This window comes from Streptomyces sp. NBC_00829 (genome assembly GCF_045161795.1).
GTDB lineage: Bacteria > Actinomycetota > Actinomycetes > Streptomycetales > Streptomycetaceae > Streptomyces.
Window position 1 is genome coordinate 1,404,645 of sequence record NZ_CP108867.1, and the last position, 21,875, is coordinate 1,426,519.

Annotated in this window: 22 protein-coding genes and 3 pseudogenes; 11 read left to right on the forward strand and 14 right to left on the reverse strand. The window is 71.3% G+C overall.

The genetic code is table 11. The annotated features are described in order from the left end of the window. Positions 1-64: 64 nt before the first annotated feature. From OG293_RS06040 to OG293_RS06055, 4 genes and pseudogenes are all read left to right on the forward strand, one after another. The gene (locus OG293_RS06040; protein ID WP_405997721.1) at positions 65-721 is read left to right on the forward strand and encodes a phosphatidylserine decarboxylase; all 657 of its coding nucleotides are present in this window, start codon (positions 65-67) and stop codon (positions 719-721) included. Continuing rightward, positions 714-1,577, forward strand: coding sequence for a CDP-diacylglycerol--serine O-phosphatidyltransferase (gene pssA, locus OG293_RS06045; RefSeq protein WP_406003516.1), 864 nt, complete (start codon positions 714-716; stop codon positions 1,575-1,577). The genes OG293_RS06040 and pssA overlap by 8 nt, the downstream gene beginning before the upstream one ends. Positions 1,578-1,711: 134 nt before the next feature. After that, positions 1,712-1,921 (forward strand): annotated as a pseudogene (locus OG293_RS06050) (IS5/IS1182 family transposase); the annotation flags it as partial. An 8-nt stretch (positions 1,922-1,929) separates the two neighbouring features. Beyond that, a pseudogene (locus OG293_RS06055) lies at positions 1,930-2,049 on the forward strand (helix-turn-helix domain-containing protein); the annotation flags it as partial. 120 nt (positions 2,050-2,169) lie between these two features. On the opposite strand, the gene OG293_RS06060 reads toward OG293_RS06055, so the two are convergent. Beyond that, positions 2,170-3,303, reverse strand: a complete 1,134-nt coding sequence (locus OG293_RS06060; protein ID WP_405997722.1) for a glycerate kinase — start codon at positions 3,301-3,303, stop codon at positions 2,170-2,172. Positions 3,304-3,477: 174 nt separating this feature from the next. Here OG293_RS06060 and OG293_RS06065 point away from each other — a divergent pair, with 174 nt between their 5' ends. The 4 genes from OG293_RS06065 (at position 3,478) to OG293_RS06080 (ending at position 6,189) form a co-directional block, all read left to right on the forward strand. Further along, positions 3,478-4,548 carry an ADP-ribosylglycohydrolase family protein gene (locus tag OG293_RS06065; protein WP_405997723.1) on the forward strand — a complete coding sequence of 357 codons (1,071 nt, stop codon included), beginning with the start codon at positions 3,478-3,480 and terminating at the stop codon, positions 4,546-4,548. Positions 4,549-4,594: 46 nt separating this feature from the next. Beyond that, entirely contained in the window at positions 4,595-4,870 is a 276-nt protein-coding gene (locus tag OG293_RS06070) for a hypothetical protein (protein WP_405997724.1), read from the forward strand. 25 nt (positions 4,871-4,895) lie between these two features. Next, positions 4,896-5,387, forward strand: a complete 492-nt coding sequence (locus OG293_RS06075; protein WP_405997725.1) for an NUDIX domain-containing protein — start codon at positions 4,896-4,898, stop codon at positions 5,385-5,387. 82 nt (positions 5,388-5,469) lie between these two features. Then, entirely contained in the window at positions 5,470-6,189 is a 720-nt protein-coding gene (locus OG293_RS06080; RefSeq protein ID WP_405997726.1) for an SIR2 family NAD-dependent protein deacylase, read from the forward strand. 35 nt (positions 6,190-6,224) lie between these two features. Here the strand turns inward: OG293_RS06080 and OG293_RS06085 are convergent, their stop codons facing one another. The 4 genes from OG293_RS06085 to OG293_RS06100 form a co-directional block, all read right to left on the reverse strand. Beyond that, positions 6,225-6,719 carry a methylated-DNA--[protein]-cysteine S-methyltransferase gene (locus OG293_RS06085; RefSeq protein ID WP_405997727.1) on the reverse strand — a complete coding sequence of 165 codons (495 nt, stop codon included), beginning with the start codon at positions 6,717-6,719 and terminating at the stop codon, positions 6,225-6,227. Between the two features lie 11 nt (positions 6,720-6,730). After that, complete coding sequence (locus OG293_RS06090; RefSeq protein ID WP_405997728.1) at positions 6,731-8,206, reverse strand: DNA-3-methyladenine glycosylase 2 family protein; 1,476 nt, start codon at positions 8,204-8,206, stop codon at positions 6,731-6,733. 49 nt (positions 8,207-8,255) lie between these two features. After that, a complete protein-coding gene (locus OG293_RS06095; protein WP_405997729.1) occupies positions 8,256-8,777 on the reverse strand; it encodes an O-acetyl-ADP-ribose deacetylase in 522 nt (173 codons plus the stop codon). A 173-nt stretch (positions 8,778-8,950) separates the two neighbouring features. Beyond that, positions 8,951-10,375: a phytoene desaturase family protein gene (locus tag OG293_RS06100; RefSeq protein ID WP_405997730.1), complete on the reverse strand. Its 1,425-nt coding sequence runs from the start codon at positions 10,373-10,375 to the stop codon at positions 8,951-8,953. Positions 10,376-10,461: 86 nt separating this feature from the next. On the opposite strand from OG293_RS06100, the gene OG293_RS06105 reads away from it, so the two are divergent. Beyond that, positions 10,462-11,256 (forward strand): nucleotidyltransferase domain-containing protein, encoded by a 795-nt coding sequence (locus tag OG293_RS06105; protein ID WP_405997731.1) that lies wholly within the window; start codon positions 10,462-10,464, stop codon positions 11,254-11,256. A 20-nt stretch (positions 11,257-11,276) separates the two neighbouring features. Here OG293_RS06105 and OG293_RS06110 read toward each other — a convergent pair whose 3' ends face one another. The 6 genes and pseudogenes from OG293_RS06110 to OG293_RS06135 form a co-directional block, all read right to left on the reverse strand. Continuing rightward, entirely contained in the window at positions 11,277-12,101 is an 825-nt protein-coding gene (locus OG293_RS06110) for an inositol monophosphatase family protein (protein WP_405997732.1), read from the reverse strand. A 41-nt stretch (positions 12,102-12,142) separates the two neighbouring features. After that, positions 12,143-12,327, reverse strand: a pseudogene (locus OG293_RS06115) (gamma-glutamyltransferase family protein); the annotation flags it as partial. Positions 12,328-12,584: 257 nt separating this feature from the next. Then, positions 12,585-13,352, reverse strand: a complete 768-nt coding sequence (locus tag OG293_RS06120; RefSeq protein WP_405997733.1) for a hypothetical protein — start codon at positions 13,350-13,352, stop codon at positions 12,585-12,587. Further along, on the reverse strand, positions 13,349-14,290 hold the full coding sequence (locus tag OG293_RS06125; protein ID WP_405997734.1) for an AAA family ATPase: 942 nt from the start codon (positions 14,288-14,290) through the stop codon (positions 13,349-13,351). The genes OG293_RS06120 and OG293_RS06125 overlap by 4 nt, the downstream gene beginning before the upstream one ends. Beyond that, positions 14,287-14,502, reverse strand: coding sequence for a hypothetical protein (locus tag OG293_RS06130; protein ID WP_405997735.1), 216 nt, complete (start codon positions 14,500-14,502; stop codon positions 14,287-14,289). Before OG293_RS06130 ends, OG293_RS06125 begins: the two co-directional genes overlap by 4 nt. A 26-nt stretch (positions 14,503-14,528) precedes the next feature. Beyond that, a complete protein-coding gene (locus OG293_RS06135; RefSeq protein WP_405997736.1) occupies positions 14,529-15,014 on the reverse strand; it encodes a hypothetical protein in 486 nt (161 codons plus the stop codon). Between the two features lie 1,033 nt (positions 15,015-16,047). On the opposite strand from OG293_RS06135, the gene OG293_RS06140 reads away from it, so the two are divergent. Then, the gene (locus OG293_RS06140) at positions 16,048-17,364 is read left to right on the forward strand and encodes an FAD-dependent oxidoreductase (RefSeq protein WP_405997737.1); all 1,317 of its coding nucleotides are present in this window, start codon (positions 16,048-16,050) and stop codon (positions 17,362-17,364) included. A 42-nt stretch (positions 17,365-17,406) separates the two neighbouring features. On the opposite strand, the gene OG293_RS06145 is transcribed toward OG293_RS06140, so the two are convergent. Continuing rightward, complete coding sequence (locus OG293_RS06145; protein ID WP_405997738.1) at positions 17,407-18,003, reverse strand: TetR/AcrR family transcriptional regulator; 597 nt, start codon at positions 18,001-18,003, stop codon at positions 17,407-17,409. 5 nt (positions 18,004-18,008) lie between these two features. Next, positions 18,009-19,439, reverse strand: coding sequence for an amidase (locus tag OG293_RS06150; protein WP_405997739.1), 1,431 nt, complete (start codon positions 19,437-19,439; stop codon positions 18,009-18,011). Between the two features lie 55 nt (positions 19,440-19,494). Between OG293_RS06150 and OG293_RS06155 the strand changes: the two genes are divergently transcribed. Further along, complete coding sequence (locus OG293_RS06155; RefSeq protein WP_405997740.1) at positions 19,495-20,286, forward strand: SDR family NAD(P)-dependent oxidoreductase; 792 nt, start codon at positions 19,495-19,497, stop codon at positions 20,284-20,286. 54 nt (positions 20,287-20,340) lie between these two features. On the opposite strand, the gene OG293_RS06160 is transcribed toward OG293_RS06155, so the two are convergent. After that, a complete protein-coding gene (locus OG293_RS06160) occupies positions 20,341-21,864 on the reverse strand; it encodes an NCS1 family nucleobase:cation symporter-1 (protein ID WP_405997741.1) in 1,524 nt (507 codons plus the stop codon). Positions 21,865-21,875: the final 11 nt, after the last annotated feature.

Genomic DNA, 21,875 nt, shown 5'->3' on the forward strand with positions numbered 1-21,875 from the left:
GCATCGACCGAAAGCCGCCGTCCCCCTGTTGCCTGCGCGGCATCATCCGCTACGAAGGTCATCCATGCCCCACAGCCAAACCTCTGCACCACGCGACGGCTTCCTCAAGGGACGCCTTGCTCGCGGAGCATCGCCGTGGCTTCTGCCGACCGTCGCCACCGCCGCCCTCAGCCTGGCCCGCTCGCGCCGTTCGCGGCGCGCGGCGGCCATCGCCGTGCCCACCACCGCGCTGGCGGCGGGCATGCTGTGGTTCTTCCGCGACCCCGAGCGAGAGATCGCCGAGGGCCGGGTCATCTCGCCCGCCGACGGTGTGGTGCAGAGCATCATGCCGTGGAAGGGCGGGCGCACCCGCGTCGCGATCTTCATGAGCCCGCTGAACGTTCACGTCAACCGCGCTCCCCTCGCGGGCACCGTGACGTCCGTCGAGCATGTGCCCGGCGGCTTCGTGCCGGCGTTCAACAAGGAGAGCGAGAACAACGAGCGCGTTGTCTGGCACTTCGACACCGAGCTCGGCGACATCGAGATGGTGCAGATCGCGGGTGCCGTCGCCCGTCGCATCGTTCCGTACATCCCCCAGGGGACGAAGGTCGAGCAGGGCGAGCGCATTGGTCTGATCCGATTCGGGTCGCGCGTTGACATCTACCTTCCGGAAGGTGTCGACGTCGCCGTCGAGGTCGGTCAGACCACGACCGCGGGGGTGACTCGAATTGACCGTGATTGATCCCGACACACAGGCCGGCTGGGTCGCCGAGGCCGAGGAGGAGTCCGCCGACGACACAGAGGAGATGCCTCTCTCTCTGCGGCTGTCGATAGCGGACACACTCACGCTCGGTAACGCCACGTGTGGCTTCATGGCGGTGTACTTCACGACCACCGGCATCCTGATCCCCCACCTGACGGGCAGCAACGAGAGCGGCATGGCGCGCAACAGCGCGGCCACCGCCGTGATCCTGATGCTGCTCGCGGCGATCTTCGACCTCTGCGACGGGCTCGTGGCGCGCAAGCTCCGCAGCTCGCCGATGGGTGCCGAGCTGGACAACCTCTCCGACCTCATCAGCTTCGGGCTCGCCCCCGCCTATTTCGTGCTCGTGTACGGAATGGTCGCGGACGACGCCCAGCAGAAGGTCTCGGCGGTGGCCGCGATCGTGGTGCTGCTGGCCGTTGTGCTGCGACTGGCGAGATTCTCGTGCGTGACCATGAAGGACGGCATGTTCCAGGGCATGCCGAGCCCCTTCGGAGCGCTCACGGTCGTCTCGATCGTGCTGCTTGAGCTGCCGTTCATCCCGACGCTGCTGGCGATCATCGGCACGGCGTGGCTCATGGTGAGCCGGGTCGAGTACCCGAAACCGCGAGGCGTTCTCGCGGTGGCGATGCTCGGCTGGATCGTCTCCGCGATGGGGATGCTGGCCGCGTGGGCGTTCGACGCCCCGGGCGGTCAGGTGCTCCTCCAGACCGGCTGCGCGCTGCAGATCGTGATGGCGGCGACGATCCCGCTGTTCGCGACGGCACGCCGGGTGAACACGTTCCGCGGCAACCGCCGCGAGAACCGTGAGTCGAGAGCTGCTCAACTCCCCTAGAGCAGCGAACACGCAAGGTGAGGGCCCGGATGCGATCCGGATGCCGTTGGTTAGTTCGGGCCCTGGCGTGACGTCGGCCTTCAAGACCTGGTTGTGGTCTTGGAGGCCGACGTTGTCGTATGGGGAGGGTGTCGATGTCGAGGCGGCCGAGGGAACCGGGTGAGATCCCGGTGGAGACGGTGCGGGTGGCGCGGGCGGCGTTGCCGAAGGGGAGCCTGGCGATCCGGATGGGATGAGCTGGGGGTGCTGTTCAGTGAGGGGCAGTTCGCGGACTTGTTCCCGGCGCGGGGGAGCCTGCCTGGTCGCCGGGGCGTCTGGCGATGGTGCTGGTGCTGGTGCTGGTGCTGCAGTTCGCCGGAACACGGTATTCAACCGCCTGCGCCGCCTGGAACAACTGACAGCGCGGTCACTGTCGCACCCTCGGGACCTGATCGAGATGACGCTGGCACGGGATGCCTTTCGGCTGGGGTGAGGGAGGGCCCCACCCCGGCCCCGGAGGCGGGACTATGCGGACACGTCGAGCCCGGCAGTGCACCGATTGGCTCAGGAAGTCCCGCCAGCTCAGGAAGTCCCGCCAGCTCAGGGAGTACCGCTAGCTCAGGAAGTCCCGCGCGATCCCCTCGGCCGCACGCTCCAGCAGCGGCCCCGCCTGCGCCATGCACTTCGCCGGGTCCGGTTCCAGCGCCGTGAGCGCGTACGCCCGGCGGATGCCCGCCCGGCCCAGAGCCCCGGGGCGCAGGGACAGCCGGCCGCAGACCGCCACGACCTCGATGTTCCGGGCGCGGGCCGCCGCCGCGACTCCCGCCGGGGCCTTGCCGTGCAGGGTCTGCTCGTCGAGGGAGCCCTCGCCGGTGATCACAAGGGTCGCCCGTGCGAGGGCGGGCGCGAAGCCCAGGACGTCGAGCATGACCTCGATGCCGGGGCGGAAGCTCGCGCCGAGGGCGATCAGCGCGCCGTAACCGATGCCGCCTGCCGCGCCCGCGCCGGGCCAGGCCGCCTGGTCGGGGCCGAGGACGGAGGCATAGTGCGACAGCGCCGTGTCGAGGGTGGCGACGTCCTCGGGGGTCGCGCCTTTCTGCGGGCCGTACACCGCGGGCGCGCCTTCTGGTCCCGTCAGCGGGTTGTCGACATCGCTCGCCAGGACGAGCTCGACGTCCTTGAAGCGCGGGTCCAGAGCCGAGAGGTCTGCCGTGGCGAGGTCGAGCAGACCGCCGCCGCCCGGCCCGACCGGCTCGCCGTCCGCGTCCAGGAAGCGGGCGCCGAGTGCCGCCAGCATGCCCGCGCCGCCGTCCGTCGTCGCGCTGCCGCCGACACCGAAGACGATCGTGCGCACCCCCGCGTCGAGCGCGGCGCGCAGGAGCTCGCCGGAGCCGTACGTCGTGGAGGTAAGGGGCGCGAAGACGCCCTCGGGGAGGCGCTGAAGGCCGGAGGCCTCCGCCATTTCCACGACCGCGGTGCCGTCCCTGAGGGCGTACGCGGCCGTAAGGCGCTCGCCGAGCGGCCCGGTGACCTGGACCTCGCGGCGTTCGAACCCGGCCGCGACCGCCGCCGCGACCGTGCCGTCGCCGCCGTCGGCGACAGGCAGGGCTTCGACCACCAGATCGGGTGCGACCCGCTTGAGGCCTGCCGTGACCCGCTCCGCGACCTCCACGGCCGTCAGCGAGCCCTTGAACTTGTCAGCCGCGACGAGCACGTGCGCGGGCTGATTAACTGCTCCGTCCGTCACCTTGCTATCCCTTGCTATCGAACAGGCAGTCGCGCCGCCCCGACCCTATCCGAGTTCGCCGTCGGCGGTCCGCACCGCGGGGCGGCCTCCTGGCAGCGCCGAAATCCCGTACGCCGACCGATCGGTCCCGCCGACCACCGTGCGGTTCGGCCGGCCATTCGGTAAACCGGACGTATGGGTGTGAAGGGCATGGACCTCGGCGACCGGATCCTCGGCGGATGGCTGGGCAGAGTCGCAGGAAACATGCTCGGTAAACCGGTGGAACGCGGCGACTACTGGACACGTGAGCGCATCGACGACTATCTGCGCCGGACCGATGCCCTGCCGTTGACGGACTATCTCCCCGGCCCTCCGCCGGACGCCGACGGCTTCGAGCTGCGGCCGGAGTGGCGCCAGTGCGTCCGGGGCCGTATCCACGGGAGTTGCCGGGACGACGACGTCGACTACACAGTCGTCGGCCTCCATCTCCTGGAGTCCTATGGCTTCGGCTTCACGACCGAACAGGTGGGGGCCGAGTGGCTGCTGAGGCTGCCGTTCCTGCAGACGTTCACCGCGGAGCGCGCCGCGTACCGCAATCTCGTGAACGGCCTCAGGCCGCCGCTCACCGCCACCCACGAAAATCCGTACCAGGAGTGGATCGGCGCCCTGATCCGTGCCGACATCTTCGGCTGGACCTGCCCCGGCGCCCCGCGGCGCGCCGCCGCACTCGCCCGCCGTGACGCCGTCCTCTCACACACGGGCAACGGCGTGTACGGCGCCATGTGGGCGGCCGCCCTGATCGCCGCGGCATTCACGGTGCGCGATCCGCGGGCGGCGATCGAGGCCGCGCTGGAGGTGATTCCGCCGAGCTGCCGCCTCGCCCGCGCCGTGCGCCACACCGCCGCGCTGCACGAGGCCGGCGCATCCTGGTCCGACACGCTCACCGAACTGGAGCGGGAGACGGGCCGACTCGGCTGGATCCACACCGTGCCCAATGCGGCCGTGATCACGGCGGGTCTGCTGTACGGCGCCGGCGACTTCACCGCCACCATCGCTCTCACCGTCCGCGGCGGACTCGACACCGACTCCAACGGGGCGACGGCGGGCTCGGTGGCGGGCGTGCTGTGCGGGGCCGCGGCCGTTCCGGCGCAGTGGACGGCTCCCCTGGAGGACCGGGTGCGCAGTGCGGTGTTCGGTTTCGACGGTGTACGGATCAGCGAACTGGCCGAGCGGACAGCGCGATTGGCGGCGCTTTCGGCAGGTTGACGCAAAACCGCTGCCACCGGGTGTCCCTGATCGGCGCAAGGGCCAGATGCCCGAGTACATGGAGCTTGCGCTGTCGGACAGCTCGCAGGTGCGCCGGGAGCTGCCCGAGGCCCCGGACACCCTCGACGTGCGCGAGCAGACGGCGTTCACCTGGGTCTCCTGGGCCGGCACCCGGACACCCTGCGCTGTCAGCACAGCGTCGCGTTCACCCTCAGTGCCCTCGGCCGGAATCAGGAACGCGATGCCGACCAGGCCCGCGGGCGCATGGACAACCCCTGCTTCGGCAAACCCCCGCTTCGGCAAACGCCCGCCGAAGGCGTGATCCGCGCGCCACTACGCTTCGACGAGTGACGACTTCTGACTACGCCGCCTATATCGCCTCGCTCCCCCGCATCCTCGCGGGCGCCGCCGTGCTCTGCCGTGACGGCGAGGGGCGTGTGCTGCTCGTCGAGCCCAACTACCGCAAGGGATGGGCGCTGCCGGGCGGGACCGTCGAGTCGGATCTGGGCGAGACTCCCCGGCAGGCGGCGCGGCGGGAGACGCTGGAGGAGATCGGCCTCGACATCGAGCTGGGCACACTGCTGGCGGTCGACTGGGTGGCGGGCGAGGGGCGTCCCCCGATCGCCGCTTATGTGTACGACGGCGGGGTGCTGAGCGAGGCGCAGTTCGCGGCGATCCGGCTCCAGGAGGAGGAGCTGGACTCCTGGCAGCTGGTGTCCCGGGACCGGATCCCCGAGTACCTTCTGGGGTCGCTCGGTCACCGTGTGCTGGAAGCGCTCGACGTACTGGAGCGGGGCACCGGGACCGTGGAGCTGGAGAACGGCATGCCGCCCGCCTGAGCCCCGGCAGACATGCCGGACGTGCCGCGGCGCCCGCCCAAATCCGTTCGCCGACGCGGTTCCCGCTGCGTACGCTCGCCGCATGACTCTCGTCGCGATCCTCAGCGGCGCCGGTATCTCGACGGACTCCGGCATCCCCGACTACCGCGGACCGAACGGCCTGTGGCGGCGCGATCCGGAGGCCGAGAAGCTCGTCACGTACGACTGCTACATGGCCGATCCGGAGATCCGCCGCCGCTCCTGGCAGATGCGGCGCTCCAGCCCGACCTGGCGCGCCGAGCCGAATGCCGCGCACCGTGCGGTGGCCGAGCTGGAGCAGCGGCCCGGATTCGCCGTCCGCGTGATCACCCAGAATGTCGACGGACTGCACCAGCAGGCCGGCATGCCCGGGCGCAAGGTGCTCGAACTGCACGGCACGTCACGGTCCGTCGTCTGCACCGTGTGCCATGCGCGTTCCTCCATGGAGGACGCGCTCGCTCGGGTCGAGGCCGGTGAGGAGGACCCGCCGTGCCTGGCATGCGGCGGGATCCTGAAGTCGGCGACCGTGATGTTCGGCCAGCGGCTCGATCCGGTGGTGCTGGGCGAGGCGATGGCGATCGCGAAGGCCAGTGAGGTGTTCATCGCGGTCGGCACCAGTCTTCAGGTGCAGCCCGCGGCCTCGCTCGCGGGTGTCGCGGCCGAGCACGGGGCCCGGCTGGTGATCGTGAACGCCGAGCCGACGCCGTACGACGAGCAGGCCGACGAGCTGGTGCGCGAGCCGATCGGGACAAGCCTTCCGGCGCTGCTGGAGCGGCTGGCCTGAGAAAGCGGCCGGACCCCTGACGTCAGAACAGCGGGTCAGAACAGCGCGTCGTCACCTGCCCCGGCCTCGAACGCGAGCAGCCGCTGCTTGCGGTCGAGTCCGCCGCCGTATCCGGTGAGACCGCCCGTCGAACCGATCACCCGGTGGCAGGGGACGATGATCCCGATGGGGTTCCTGCCATTGGCCAGGCCCACCGCGCGGGAGGCGCCCGGGTTGCCGAGGGCTTCGGCGAGTTCGCCGTACGTGCGTGTCTCGCCGTACGGGATCTCCCGTAGCAGCTTCCACACGCCCTGCTGGAAGGCCGTGCCCTCCAGGCGCATCGGCATGTCGAAGTCCTTCAGCTCGCCGGAGAAGTACGCACGGAGCTGACGGATCGTCTCGCCGAAGGGCTCGGGGTCCACGTCGCCGAAGGTCTCCTCGGCCGGCCGGTGCCGCTGCTGGACCATGTAGAGGCCGCTGAGCACTCCGTCGGTGGCCGCGAGGGTCAGCGGGCCGTATGGGCTCTCGACGACCGTGTGCTGCCTGGTCATGGGGAACTTCCTTACGCGGGGAGGTGGTTGATGGGGTGCGCTTCGGTCGCCCACAGATACTGCACGGCATAGGCGCGCCAGGGCCGCCAGGCCGCCGCCCGCGCGGTGAGTGCGGCCGGGGTGGAGGGCAGGCCCAGTCCGGCCGCCGCGCGCCGCATCCCGAGGTCGCCGGGCAGGAACGCGTCCGGGTCGCCGAGTGCGCGCATCGCGATCACCTCGACGGTCCACGGGCCGAAGCCGGGGAGCGCGGTGAGCTGGGCACGAGCCCGGTCCCAGTCGCTGTCGAGGCCGAGCCGCAGCGAACCGTCGGCGAGCGCCCCGACGAGGGTCGTGAGCGTGGTGCGGCGGCTGCCGGGCAGCGCAAGGGTCTCAGGGTCCAGGGCGGCGAGGGCCTCGGAGGACGGGAAGAGGTGGGTGAGGCCGCCGTCGGGGTCGTCGACAGCTTGGCCGTGGGCGGTGACCAGGCGGGCGGCGTGGGTGCGGGCCGCGGCCGTCGAGACCTGCTGGCCCAGCACCGCCCGGACCGCGAACTCCGCGGCGTCGACCGTCCGTGGCACGCGTCGGCCGGGCGCCTTGTCGACGAGCGGGGCGAGCAGTTCGTCCGTGCGCAACTGGTCGTCGACGGCGACCGGATCGGCGTCGAGGTCGAGCATCCAGCGGCAGCGGCTGATCGCGATCGTGAGGTCGCGCGGGTCGGTGAGGGAGAGCCGGCAGGCGATGTGGTCGGGCCGCGGGGTGAGGGCCACGATGCCGTGGCCGTGCGGAAGGCTCAGGGTGCGGCGGTACGCCCCGTCCCGCCACTCCTCGACGCCGGGCACGCCGGTGGCGGCGAGATGGCCGAAGAGATTGCTCGGGTCGAGCGGCGCGCGGTACGGCAGACGCAGGGCGATCACTCCCGGCGTCTGCGGGGGTCTGGCGCGGCTGCGGGCGGCGCGGGTACGCAGTTCGCTCGGCGCGAGCGCGAAGACGTCGCGAACAGTGTCGTTGAAGGTGCGGATGGAGGAGAAGCCGGCGGCGAACGCGACCTCGGCCATCGGCAGTCCGGTGGTCTCGATCAGCACGCGCGCGGTCTGGGCGCGCTGGGCGCGGGCCAGGGCAAGGGGACCGGCGCCGAGTTCGGCGAGGAGCTGGCGCTCGATCTGGCGGGTGGAGTAGCCGAGGCGGGCGGCGAGGCCGGGGACGCCCTCGCGGTCGACGACGCCGTCGCTGATCAGACGCATGGCGCGGGCGACGGCGTCGGCGCGGGCGTTCCACTGGGGGGAGCCGGGGCTGGTGTCGGGGCGGCAGCGCTTGCAGGCCCGGAATCCGGCCTGTTGGCAGGCGGCGGCGCTCGGGTAGAAGGTCATGTTCTCGACCTTCGGCGGCACCACCGGGCAGCTGGGGCGGCAGTAGATCCGCGTGGTCAGCACGGCCGTGAAGAACCAGCCGTCGAAGCGGGCGTCCTTCGACTGGACGGCGCGTACGCAGCGCTCGGTGTCGGTGTGCATGGCTCAAGCATCCGGCACGACCAGAGCTCGGGCTAGCGAGAAAACGACATCATCCTTGAGCTGCCAGGGCGCTCTCGAATTCGCTGTACGCCTGTTCGTCGAAGAGCACGAACCGTACCTCCCCGACGGGTGCGGCAGCGGTCTCACGGACCGTACGGATCGCGATGCGGGCACCGTCGTCCATCGGCCAGCCGTAGATACCGGTCGAGATGGCCGGGAAGGCGACCGTCCTGGCACCCAACTCCTGAGCAACGCGCAGCGATTCGCGATAGCACGAGGCCAGCAGCTCGGAGCGGTCCTCCTGCCGGGACCAGACGGGTCCAACCGTATGGATCACATGGTCGGCGTCCAGCCGACCCGCGGTGGTCGCGACCGCCTGCCCGGTCCGGAGCCCCGTGCCGTACCGCGAGGCGCGCAGGGCCCGGCACTCCGCGAGGATCTCGGGACCGCCGCGGCGGTGGATCGCGCCGTCGACGCCGCCCCCGCCGAGCAGCGAGGAGTTGGCCGCGTTCACGATGGCGTCGGCCTGCTGCCGGGTGATGTCGCCGCGCACCAGCTTGATCTCGGTCATGATCCCAGCCTACGGCTGTCCCCCCATCCCCACCGGGCGCCCGACGTCGGCTGCGGCACCTCGCCGTGTTGTCGGGCTCATCCGAATACGCCTGGTATGAGGATGGCCCGCCGCCTTGCGACGCACCGCATCTGACGCCGTGCGCCGACCCGCCGGGGATGACGGGACAGCCCTTACGCAGTACGCCCCCTGCGCAGACTGCGCCAGACCGCCTTGGCCGCGTGGTGACCCGACATCCCGTGGACGCCCGGGCCCGGCGGGGTCGCCGCCGAGCAGATGAAGACGGCGGGATGGGCGGTGGCGTACGGGACGCGGGCGAGCCTGGGGCGGATCAGCGTCTGGAGTCCGGCGAAGGCTCCGCAGGCGATGTCGCCGCCGACGTAGTTGGCGTTGCGCCGGGCGAGTTGGGGCGGACCGGCGACGGCGCGGGCGAGGACCAGGTCACGGAAGCCGGGCGCGAAGCGTTCCAGCTGTCGCTCGATGACCTCGGTCGCGTCACCGTCCCAGCCTGCCGGCACATGACCGTACGCCCACAGGACGTGCTTCCCGGCCGGGGCGCGGGAGGGGTCGAGGACGCTGGGCTGGGCGGTGATCAGGAAGGGGACCTCGGGGTCGCGGCCCGTGACGGCGGCGCGGAGGGCCGCGTCGATCTCCCCGGCAGTCGGACCGATGTGCACGGTCCCGGCGACGCGGGCCTCCTTGGCGGTCCAGGGCACCGGGCCCGACAGGGCATAGTCGATCTTGAACGCGGACGGACCGTAGCGGTAGTGCTGATACGCCTGACCGAGCCCGGCGATCCTGGCGAGCGCGGTCGGAGACGTGTCGAAGATGTACGCGCGGGCCGGGGGCAGTTCGTCCAGCCGCCTGACCTCGGCGCCGGTGTGGATCGCGCCGCCCTGTTCGAGCAGATAGGAGGCGAGGGCGTCGGAGATCGCCTGCGAACCGCCGCGCGGGATCGGCCAGCCGACCTCGTGGGCGGCGAGGGCGAAGCACAGGGCGACACCGGCGGTGGCGACCGAGCTGGTGGGGGCGATGGCATGGGCGGCGAGCCCGGCGAGGAGTCCGCGTGCCCGTTCGCCCTCGAAGCGGCGCGAGATCCAGGCGGCGGGCTGGAGCGCGGTCAGCCCGAACCGGCCCAGGCGGTACGGATCGCGGGGCAGCCCGTCCCACGGAGTGCGCAGGAAGTCCGCGGCGAGGGTGTCCCAGTGGCCGAGGAAGGGCGCGACGAGACGGCGGTAGGCCCCGGCGTCGATGGCACCGAGGGACATGGCGCTCTCGCCGACCGAGCGGCTCAGGACGGCGGCCGTGCCGTCCGGAAAGGGGTGGGCGAGGGGAAGCTCGGGGTGCAGCCACTCCAGGCCGTGCCGGGCGAGCGGCATGGCGGCGAAGGCGGGCGAGCCGACACCGAGGGGGTGAACGGCGGAGCAGGGGTCGTGGCGGAAGCCGGGGAGGGTGAGCTCCTCGGTTCTCGCTCCCCCGCCGACGGTGTCCATCGCTTCGAACACCGCCACCGAGAAGCCGCGGCGGGCCAGTTCGACGGCTGCGGTCAGCCCGTTGGGTCCCGCCCCCACGACGACGGCATCGAGCATCGACGGCACCTTCGGACTCCTTTGTCAGCCGATGGCCAAGGTCTCCAGGATATTGCGGGGCGCCCCCGACTGGGGCGGGGGTAGGCTCCGCCGCGATGAATTCCACGATCGAAGCGATGTCTTTGCAGCTCACGGCCGTGCGCGGGGTCCGTTCGGTGGCGCTGGGCGGCAGCCGTGCGCGGGGCGCGCACCGCGCGGACTCCGACTGGGACCTGGGCGTCTACTACCGGGGCCCGCTGGATGTCGAGGCACTGGCGGCCCTGGCCGCGGAGGTGACCGGCGCCCCGGTGGACGTCGCCGGGCCCGGCGGCTGGGGGCCGTGGGTCGATGGCGGTGCATGGCTGTCCGTCGACGGCGAACCGGTGGACTGGATCCTGCGGGACCTCGACCGGGTCGAAGCGGTCTGGGCGGACTGTCGGGCGGGACGCTACGAGACCGGGACACAGCCCGGCCATCCGCTGGGTTTCTGGTCGCCTGCCTATGCGGGCGAGGTGGCCCTGTGCCGTGTACTGGCCGACGCGGACGGCGCGTTGACGGCGCTGCGCGCACAGACCCACGAGTATCCCGAGCGCTTGCGGCGCGCGCTGATCGACGCGTCGTGGGAGGCGGACCTCTCGGTCGCGGCGGCACGGAAGTCGGTGGGCTCCGGGGACGTGCTGCATGTGTCGCTGTGTCTGGCCAGGGCGTTCGGCGTGCTGGTGCAGTCGCTGCACGCGTACGAGCGGGCGTGGTGCCTGAACGAGAAGGGCGCGCTGCGGACCGCGTCGTCGTCCTCCGCGGCGCCCGCGGACTTCGCGGCCGAGGTCGCGGCCACGCTGCGCGCGCTGGACGCGGACGCGGTGGAGAGGGCGGGAGCCCTGGTCGCCGAGGTTCGGGCGCGGATCGGCTGACGGCGCGGCCGTGCCCCGCGCTACGCGCCGCGCAGCAGATCCCGCACCCGTGCGGCGGTCTCCGCGTCCCGCGCCGCCGTGAACGGCAGCGCATTGCCGCCCGCCACACGGAACGGCTCTCCCGCCACCGTCGTGTGCGCCCCGCCGGCCTCCGTCACCAGGAGCAGGCCGGCCGCATGATCCCATGCGTTCTCCCAGGAGAAGGCCACCGCGTCCAGGTCGCCCCGCGCGACGTCCAGATATTCCAGGCCCGCCGATCCGCAGGGACGCCCGTGGACACCCTCGACGTCGAGGCCGAGGAGCGCCCGCTTCTGGTCCGGTGTCGTGTAGTCGGGGTGGGACATGGCGACCTTGAGGACCGCGCCCGGAGCGGGTGAGCCCGACCGTATCGCCGTGCCGTTGAGCCACGCGCCGCCGCCCCTGATCGCGAACGCCATCTCCTCGATCACCGGCGCATACGTCCAGGAGGCCAGCACCTCACCCCGCAGAGCGAGCGCGACGAGCGTGCAGAAACCGGCCTCGCCGCGGACGAACTGCCGTGTGCCGTCCACGGGGTCGACGATCCAGACGGGCGCGTCGCCGTGCAGTGCGTCGCAGACCGCGGGGTCGGCGTGGACCGCCTCCTCGCCCACCACTACGGAACCGGGCAGCAGAGCCGTCAGGGACGCCGTGAGGTGCTCCTCGGCGAGGCGGTCCGCGCTGGTCACGAGGTCGTGCGGGCCGCTCTTCTCGACGATCTCGTGCGCGGCGAGCTGCCGGAAGCGCGGCACGATCTCGGCGGCGGCCGCCTTGCGGACCGCCTCCTCGACTGTGGACAGGTCACCGTTCAAGAATTCATCGATCATGCGTCCAGCTAAGCACGGCCCGCTGACATCGTGCTGTCCGCTCAGCGCCCCACCGCGTAACCCTGCATTCCTCTTGGGTTCGCCGCCGCGGTCAACGCCCCGGTGCGCGGGTCCCTGGCGACCGCGCAGAGTCCGCCCTCCGACCAGGGGGCACCGACGGTGACGCCTGGCCACGCAGATGCAGCCCGGCGATCGCCTCCGGGGGCGTACGGGATTCGACGCTCACGTTGCGTCGTCCCCGAGCGCGCCGGAGGCGACCGCGGGTGGCGTGGGCGCTGAGGACGGGTGCACGGCCGCCGGGGCTGCCCAGCCGCAGTGCCCAGGAGGCCCACTCGCCCATGAGGACGCGCCAGCGGCGTTGTACGCCTCCGAGTTGTACGGCTTCGCTTTGTACGGCTCCGCGTTCTACGGCTGCGACAGCAGCTCGGTGACCGGCACTTCGGCCGCGTCGCCGTACCAGCGTTCTGGTGACCTGATGACCCGTCAGGAATGCGTGGTCGGCTCGCCCTCCGGAGCCCTCGCTCCCGAATCCCCACCCGGGACAAGCGGCGAACCGTCGGTGCGGGGCTGCCCGGCCGGTCCGGGGACATCCGCGGACCGAGGCGCAGCCGGTGACGGGGCGTCCGCGGGCGGGGAGGCCGAGGGCAGGGAATCCGAGGGCAGGGAAGCCGCGTCGGCGCCCGGGGCGCCGGCCGGTGTCGGTGCGTTCGTCGATGTCGGCGCATCGGCCGGCACGCGCTCCGCCACCGGCTCGGGACAAGGCACGCCGTCCCCCGGCGGTACCTCCTGCGGCCCAGGCGTGGCGTCTCGTGCGGGCGCCTGGCCGACCGGCGGTGCATGCCGCACCTCCACCCGGAGCATGTCGCCTCCCGCGGACTCCGCCGCGAGGCGCATGCGCGGTTCCACCTCGCAGTCGGCGTGCACGACCACCAGGGCTCCGGGAGGCCGCTCGTGGCCCGGGTGGAGCTTCACGATCGGGACGTCGAGCCGGTCGTCGGCCCGGGTGTCGTAGGAGACCGACACGAAGACCTCGACTTCGGCCACATGGAGGGAGACAGCAGAGTCCGGGAACCCCCGTCGCGCGGTCAGGATCCGCAGCAGCGGCTGAGCCGGGCCAAGAACGGAGTGGACGTGCTCGGCGCCCGGATGGCCGAGGTCCTCCAGGCACCGTTCCACGAAACCGGTCAGTTCCCGGCACACCTGATCGGTGGAACGCTGGGCCCCCTGGACGAGGATACGTTCGAATCTCACAGTCGTTTTCCGCCGTTCTGGTATGCCTCTACATAGTTGCCGCCGCTGCGCAGCAGGTCCTCCTCGACGCCGAGGATCCGGTCCAGCGCCGCGTCAAGCAGGTCCAGGCCGATCGACGGGGAGGCGTCCGCGAGTGCCGCGGCGAGGACCACGACGTGCCGCAGCCCCCGGCCCGACAAGCCGTCCGTCCGTCTCACCAGCGCGCCCCAGGCACTGTCCTGGCTGTTTCGGGCGGCCGTGAGCGCGCCATCGACCTCGTAGGCGACGGCGAGTGCTTCGAGTGCGTCCCGCAGGATGCGGGACCGGGCCCCGGCATCCGGCAGCGGAACCTTCAGGGCGAAATCCACCCGTTCGCGCACCGCCCGGTCGAGCGAACGCGGCGTGTTCGTGGTCAGCACGAACAGCACCCCGCGGCACTCCTCCACGCATCGGTCGAGGGACTCCATGAAGGCGTTCACCTGGAACAGCGCATCCACCGGATTCGACTCCAGGCTGATGGCCGACCGGTCGGTCCCCAGGGTCTCGACCTCGTCGAGGAGCACGAATACCGGACGGTCGGACTGGGCGGCCTCCCTGATACGGGCGAAGGCCTCCAGGACGCGCTGCTGACCGCCGCCGCGGACGCCGCTGAACAGGGCGTGGGTGTTGACGTGGATGAAGATCATGGGCCCCGCGGGGGCGTCGTCCGCGTATGCCGCCGGCAGGCCGCGGGCCAGGCTTGTCTTCCCGCACCCCGGCGGCCCGTACAGCAACACGCTGCGACGCAGTCCGAGCGCCTGGGCGGGCACCTTCGCCATACGGGTGAGGGTTCGGGTGTAGGACAGCAGCAGCGTCCTGACCTCGTCGGGCACGATCACGGTGTCCCAGGAGGCGCGCAGCCTCTCGGCCTCGTCCGGCAACCAGGACACGGTGAGCAGTTCGGTGTCGGCTCCGCTCATGCGATCTCCCCGAGATCCGTGCCGTTGGCAGGGGTACTGAGCGCGTTCAGCAGTCCGTCGGCCACCTTCTCCGCCAGGTGGGGTGCGTCGGCGAGGTCGGCGTGCGCGGCACGCAGGCCCTTTTCCACCCGTGCGCACAGCTCTGCCAGGTCGTCGGTCTCCCCGACGCTCAGTTCGTGCGGCCGGCCGTCCAGCAGATAGTTCACCTGCATCGTGGGTCTCCTCCTCGTTCGCTCTGTCAGGACCACACGAACATGCGGGTCTGAATGGCCGCCGTGTCGATCACGTCACCCACATCGCGCCGGGCGAGGTGTTCCACGTTGCCCAGCATGGTGGTGTGCCAGCCCTGCACGTCCGGAGCCCCGTCGGCGAGCGACACCACCACGCGGTAGCTGCAGCCGGGGTAACTGCCCAGGGAACCGGTGACCGCCTTCACCCGGTCGATGTCGGTGCGGAACTTCTCATCGATCTCGGCGACGTACACGATGTTCAGGTCCGTGCGGCACCGGACCGTGTTGGACGCCACATCGAAGATCTCCAGGTAGGCGGCCTCCAGCTTGCGCATGGCGAGCCAGGTCCGCAGGCCCTTCTCGACAACGGGCTGGATCTCGGCGAGTTCCGTGACATCCAGTCCGACATCAGACACGGCCTCGTAGAAAATGCGTACGATTTCATTCGCGGTGTAGACGGTCGCCCGGGTGGCGACGTTGACATTGGTCCGCACGTGAACGCCGGAAACCGACACGGAATTTCCCCCAGTTGTGCGCGACGGCAGCGAAGGCGGCTTCGCGGGATCCGCGCGGCCCCATCCCTCGGCTCTGTTCCGAGGGCGGTGCACTTCCACCGATCACCCAGTAAATACCCCGGAGGCCGTGACGTCGGATGGTGTGCGCCGGACACCGCAGAACTGGTCAGCCCCGCCCGCTCTCGCTACACACTCTGGCGTAGGGCATACGGGGTCGAATCACACACGCCTCAGAAAGCGGCGCGCGAATCCATCGCCTCCCCGAAAAGTGCGCCTCCTGTGCGCCATGCGCCCCCAGGTGAAGGGCAGCCCCACCAGTCCGGGGCCGGAGGCCTACCGGAGCCGTCACGAGGGTCCGGCCGATCGATCCGGACGATGCCGATCACGTGCGGGATCCGACGCCATCGATCACACGGGATCCGATGAATTCATGACGACAGGAACGGGCCCAGGAACTGAACCGTGGCGACGGCGCGCAGCGCTGGTGCGTCTCGCCATCGCGTACGCGGCGTCGGCCCACTCCCCGGAAAGGCGGACACCCTCACCGCGCCCCATCGCTCATCCGGGAAGAACTGCCGGGGCAGGGCAGATTCAACGGCCCGCTTGCTTTCCTGCGGGATAGGAAACGGCGCCGTAAGCCGGCCTTCCTCCCCACAACTCAAGACCGAAGGGGACCGGCCTTTGTCCACGGAATCCATTTCCCGGACAACGGAATCCATATGCTTCCCGGCCGTCGGCCCGCCGCGGCAATTCGGCACACACCGGCACTCGGGACGCGATGCCGACAAACGCGTACTCCCGGATGCGAGCGGACCTCACCGGCCAAGGACCGGCGTCGGACTCGGAGGTCGCCCGCGAACGCGTCGGCCGCGGGAGACACCGCGGCCGGAACCGGACCCGTCGCGGGCCGGGACGCTTGACGCGCAACTCGCCCCGGGACAAGGGTCGGCGACGGTCGCCCTCCGGGCTGCGCCGTGACGGAAGCCGAGACGGAAGATCGAGGAGTGCACGGATGCACGTGATGATCATTGGCGCCGGCATCGGTGGTCTGAGCCTCGCCCAGGGCCTGAAGCAGGCCGGTGTCGACGTCACCGTCCACGAGCGCGACCGCACCCGCACCGAACGCCTCCAGGGGTACCGGATCCATGTGGCCCCGTACGGCTGTCGGGCCCTGAACGCCTGTCTGCCCGCCGATGTCTACGACCTGTTCGTGTCGACCAGTGGCCAGGCCAACAGCACGCTCGCCTTCTACACCGAGAAGCTGGACGAACTGATCACCCTGGACACGACCGAGATCGGGATGGACACCGACCACCGGACGGACACCTTCCGGTCGGTCAGCCGGATCACCTTCCGTGAGGTGCTGCTCGCCGGCCTCGGAGACATCGTCCACTTCGGCAGGGCCTTCACCCACTACACCCACGAGCGCGACGGACGGGTGACGGCGCACTTCTCCGACGGTACGAGGGCCACCGGCGACGTCCTCGTCGGCGCGGACGGGACCAACTCCGCGGTGCGCACGCAGTATCTGCCCCAGGCCGCCCACGCCGACACCGGCGCGGTCGCCGTCTCCGGCAAGGTGCCGCTCGGCGGCGATGCGGCCCGGCTGCTGCCCCGCCCGTTCAGCACCGGCGGAGCCATGGTCCTCGCACCGGGCGGCTACTTCGGTTTTCTCGCCGTGCACGAGTTCCGCCGCGACGAGCGGGGCGGGGCGCTGAGCCTTTCCCCCGACTTCGGCATCGACCCGCAGCTCCTCCTCGACAACACGACCGACTACGTCATGTGGAACGTGCTCGCGAAGCGGGAGAAGTTCGGGGACCGCAAGGCACTGGCGGCGATGAGCGCCGAGGAGATCCGGACGCTGGTGCTGCGGTCGGTCGGCACGTGGCACCCGCATCTGCTGCGGCTGATCGAGGAGTCCGACACCGGCACGGTCTCGGTGCACGCGCTGCACACCTCGCGGCGGCCGAAGCCGTGGGCGCCCGGCAATGTGACCGTGCTCGGAGACGCGATCCACGCCATGCCGCCGACCGCCGGCGCCGGTGCGAACGCCGCCGTTGTCGACGCCGAACTGCTCTGCCGCCGACTGGTCGCCGTCGCTGAAGGCCAGGAGCTCGCGGCGGCGGTCGGCGCGTACGAGAAGGACATGCTGGACCATGCGTTCACCAAGGTCGCGGCGGCCAACCGCAACCTCGAACAGGGCGTGGCGGACAACCGGTTGGCACTGGCCGGCTTCAAGGCGTTTCTGCGGCTGGCGGGCCGCGTCGGCCCGATCCGGCGGAAGATGACGGCCGCCATGGCCGGACAGCAAAGCCCGCGCTCCGCCTGACCTTTGGATCGGGCGACCCCGGCGCGAACCGGAAGGAAGGCCCTAACGACCGGCCTCGTGGCCGACCGCGCCCCGGGCGAGCAGCAGCAGCGCGTCGACGAGATCGTCGGCCGGGCCTCCCGTTGCCATCCGTCGCAGCTGGAGGCCCATCACCAGGGCGACGGTGGTCGCCGCGAGGCGTTCCGCGTCGGGCACGCCGAGCCCGGCGAGGATCTGCGTCGCGAGCCGGTCGTACGCGGTGAAGGCCTCGGCGGCGGCCTCCCGCAGCCGCTCGTCGCGCCCGGCCTGCACGTACAGCTCGAAGGGCGCGATGTGCTCACTGTCGAAGGCTGTGCCGCCCGCCACCTGACCCGCCAGGGCGGCGGCGCCGTCGATGTCGACGCCGTCGCTCTGGCACTGGTCGGCGAGCGCGGTGAAGCGGCGGGTCTCCTCGCGCACGAAGTGCAGCAGGCTCTCGCGCAGCAGGTCGTGCTGGGTGGCGAAGTGGTAGGTGACCGAGCCGAGCGAGACCGCGGCCTCCTTGGCGATCCGCCGGTTGGTGACCGCGGCGACGCCGTCCTTGCCGATGATGTGCAGGACTGCGGTGATGATGCGCTGCCGGGTCGGGGCGGAGCCGGCGGAACTGGCGGGGCTGGACATGACGGTCATTGTTCCATCGGCACGCTCCCCCGGATCAGCGGGGCGGGCGGGCGCTTCTCGTACCAGCGCTGGTCGGCCTCCAGTTGGGCGGCGAGCGAGATCAGCCGCTCCTCGCTGCCCGCGGGGCCGAGGAGCTGGGCGCCGACGGGCAGTCCGTCGGAGGTGAGTCCGGCCGGGACGTTGACGCCGGGCCAGCCGAGGACGTTCCAGGGCCAGGCGTACGGGCACGCGGCGGCCATGGCCGAGTCCGTGCGCCAGGCACTCATCCCGTCGAAGGTGCCGATACGCGGGGGCGGTGCGGCGGTGGTGGGCGTGAGGACGACGTCGTACGAGTCGAAGATGGCACCGATCCTGCGGTGTTGGCGGACCTCGCGGGCGCGGGCGGCCTGTACGACGCGACCGCCGAGTGTGCGGCCGTGCCGCATGGCGGCACGGGTGCGCGGGTCGAGGAGTGCGGGGTCGGGGTGCAGGGCGGCGACCTCCGCGATGCCCGCGGTGGCGCGGGGCACGAAGGCGAGGCCGATGAGTCCGTAGCGTGGCCGGGCCTCCTCGACGCGGTGGCCGAGCCGGGCGAGCGCCTCGGCGAGTGCGGTGACGGCACGGCGCACCTCGGGGTGGGGCATGGTGCGGGTGAGGGTGAGCGGGGGCCGCCAGGCGAGAGCGATCCGCAGCGTGCCGGGGTCCCGGCGGGCGGCGGCTGAGGCGTCGACATCGGCGGGCCGGCGCAGATCCTCGGGGTGCGGGCCCTGCACGACGTCGAGCAGCAGGGCTGCGTCGGCGACGGTCCGGGCGAGCGGGCCGTTGACGGCGAGGCCCTGGAAGGCGTCGGCGTACGGGTGGAGGGAGACGCGCCCGCGCTGGGGTTTGATGCCGACGAGATGGGACCAGGCGGACGGGATGCGTACCGAGCCCGCTCCGTCGGAGCCGAGGGCGGCGGGGACGAGTCCGGCGGCGACGGCGGCAGCCGAACCACCGGACGAGCCGCCCGGCGTGTGGTCGAGGGACCAGGGGTTGCGGGTCGCTCCGAAGGCGGGGCCCTCGGTGAAGGGCCACTGGCCCAGTTCGCAGGAGTTGGTCTTGCCGACGATGACGGCTCCGGCCGCGCGCAGCCGTCGTACCGCCTCTCCGTCCCGGTCGGCCGGGGCGAGCTCGCCGGAGCAGCCGAAGAGGGTGGGCAGTCCGGCGACATCGGTGTCGTCCTTGACGGCGATCGGCACGCCGAGGAGGGGAAGGCGCTCCCCCGCGGCCAGCCGCCGGTCGGCGTCCCGGGCTTCGTCGACCGCCCGTTCGCCGCGTGTCCAGCGGAACGCGTTGATGGTGGGCTGGGTGGCCTCGATGCGCCGAAGCGCGTCGGTCACCAGCTCCTCGGAGGAGGTCTGACCGTCCATCAGCACCCTGATGTGCTCTGCCAGTCCGCCGAATTCATCTGTGGACACGACCGTCCCGCCTCTCTATTGTTCGTTCGAACGAACAGTACTGGAGGGTAACCAGATGCGCATCAGCGGAGCAACCGTTCTGCTCACCGGAGTCACCGGCGGCATCGGTGGCGCGCTCGCCGCCGAACTGTTCGCCAGGGGCGCCCAGTTGATTCTGACCGGCCGTCGGCGCGAGGCACTGGATCCGCTCGCCGAGCGCTATGGGGCACGCACCGTGCTCGCCGACCTCGGGGACGCCGACGACGTACGAAGGCTCGCCGACGAAGCCGCCGGCACGGACATCCTGATCGCCAATGCCGCCCTGCCCTCCAGCGGCGATCTGCTCGACTACACCCCCGAACAGATGGACCGCGCACTGGCGGTGAACCTCCGCGCGCCCATGATGCTGGCTCGGCTGCTCTCCCCCGCGATGGTCGAGGCCCGCCGCGGCCATATCGCCTTCGTCGGCTCGCTCTGCGGCCTGGCGGCGACCAAGTCCTCGTCGCTCTACACCGCGACCAAGTTCGGCCTGCGCGGATTCGCGCTGGCCTTCCGTCAGGATCTGCACGGCACGGGCGTCGGCGTCTCGATCGTCCAGCCGGGCTTCGTGCGGGACCTGGGGATGTTCGCCGCCACCGGCGCGAAGACGCCGGCCGGCGTGCGGACGGTCACCCCCCGTCAGGTCGTGAACGCCACGGTCCGGGCCGTGGAGCGCGATGCCGCCGAGATCAATGTCGCTCCCCCGGAGCTGAAGCTGCTGACCGCGATCGCGGCGCAGTTCCCGGGCTTCGCGGAACGCGTCCAGCGGCGGGCGGGTGCCGTGCCGACGATGCGCGAGATCGTCGAGTCCCAGAAGTCCCGCCGCTGAGCCCGTGGCTCGTCGTGGGCGTGGGCGCCGCAGAGAGTGTGCGGCGCCCACGGGTCAGGCTGCCGCGAGTCTGGCTCGCTCCGGCAGCATCAGCACCAGATAGAGCAGCAGCGAGGCGGCGAGCCCCACCGCCCAGCCGTAGTCGGCGAGCGGTTTCAGGAAGGGGATGAGGCCGTCCTCGGGGAAGGGTCCCTTGCCCTCGGCCGAGTGTGAGCCGCCGATCGCGAGCACCCCTCCGACGAGGAACGCGGCCACGGCGCGCGGATTCCAGCCGGCGTTGTACCAGTAACGGCTGCCGGGCGTGTAGAGACCGGCCAGGTCGAGGACGGTTCCTCGGACGATCCAGTAGTCCGCGATGAGGATGCCCGCGACCGTGCCGAGCAGCCCGCCGACCAGTCCGAGCCAGGTGAAGATGTACAGCTCGGGCGTCTCGGTGAGCCTCCACGGCATGATCAGCACACCGACCACGCCGGTGATCATCGCTCCCCTGCGGAAGTTGATCAGCTTGGGTGCGAGGTTGGCCAGGTCGTACGCCGGTGAGACGACGTTCGCCGCGATGTTCACGGAGATCGTCGCGATGAGCACGGTCACCAGGGCGTAGAGCAGTCCGAAGACATTGTCGGTCTTGGCCGCGAGCTGGACGGGGTCCCAGACGGCTGTTCCGTACACCGCCTGGGAACCGGAGGTGACGAAGACGGACAACAGGGCGAACAGTGTCATCGTCGTCGGCAGGCCGAGCGACTGCCCCCAGATCTGCGCCCGTTGGCCGGCGCCGAAGCGGGTGAAGTCAGGGATGTTGAGGGACAGCGTGGACCAGAAGGCGATCATTCCCATCAGGGAGGGGAAGAAGACCGGCCAGAAGTCCGAGCCCCAGCCCAGCTTGGAGGGCTGGTCGAGCAGCGGGCCGAGGCCTCCCGCCTTCATGGCGATCCACACCAGCAGCACCAGCGCGCCGACGATGACGAAGGGCGCCGCCCAGTTCTCGAACCGCCGCAGCGCTTCCATCCCCCGGTAGATGATGGCCAGTTCAAGGGCCCAGAAGAGGATGAAGCAGACCCAGAGCGTCCAGGGCTGCCCGCCGACCTCGGACGCCTCGGCCCAACCGCCGAAGATCTTGCCGAGCAGGACGAAGATGCCCTGGCCGCCGATCCAGGTCTGGATCCCGAACCAGGCGCAGGCCACCCCGGCCCGGATCAGGGCCGGCAGGTTCGCGCCGCGCAGCCCGAAGGACGCCCGCGCGAGGACAGGGAAGGGAATGCCGTACTTGGGTCCCGCGTGCCCGGTCAGCAGCATGGGGAACAGCACGATCAGATTCGCGAGGCCGATGGTGAAAACGGCCTGCTTCCAGTCCATGCCGAGCGCCACCAGGCCGGAGGCGAGCAGCCAGGACGGGATGTTGTGGGCCATGCCGACCCACAGGGCGGCGAAGTTGTAGGTCGTCCAGCGGCGCTGCGCGACGGGTACGGGCAGCAGATCGTCGTTGACGAAGCGCTTGTCGGAGGGCGCGGCGCCGGGCGCGAGCTCCACGCGGCCCTCTGGGTCGTGTATCCGGTCGGGTGACCCGGCGGTTACCGGCATTCCGTTGGCTC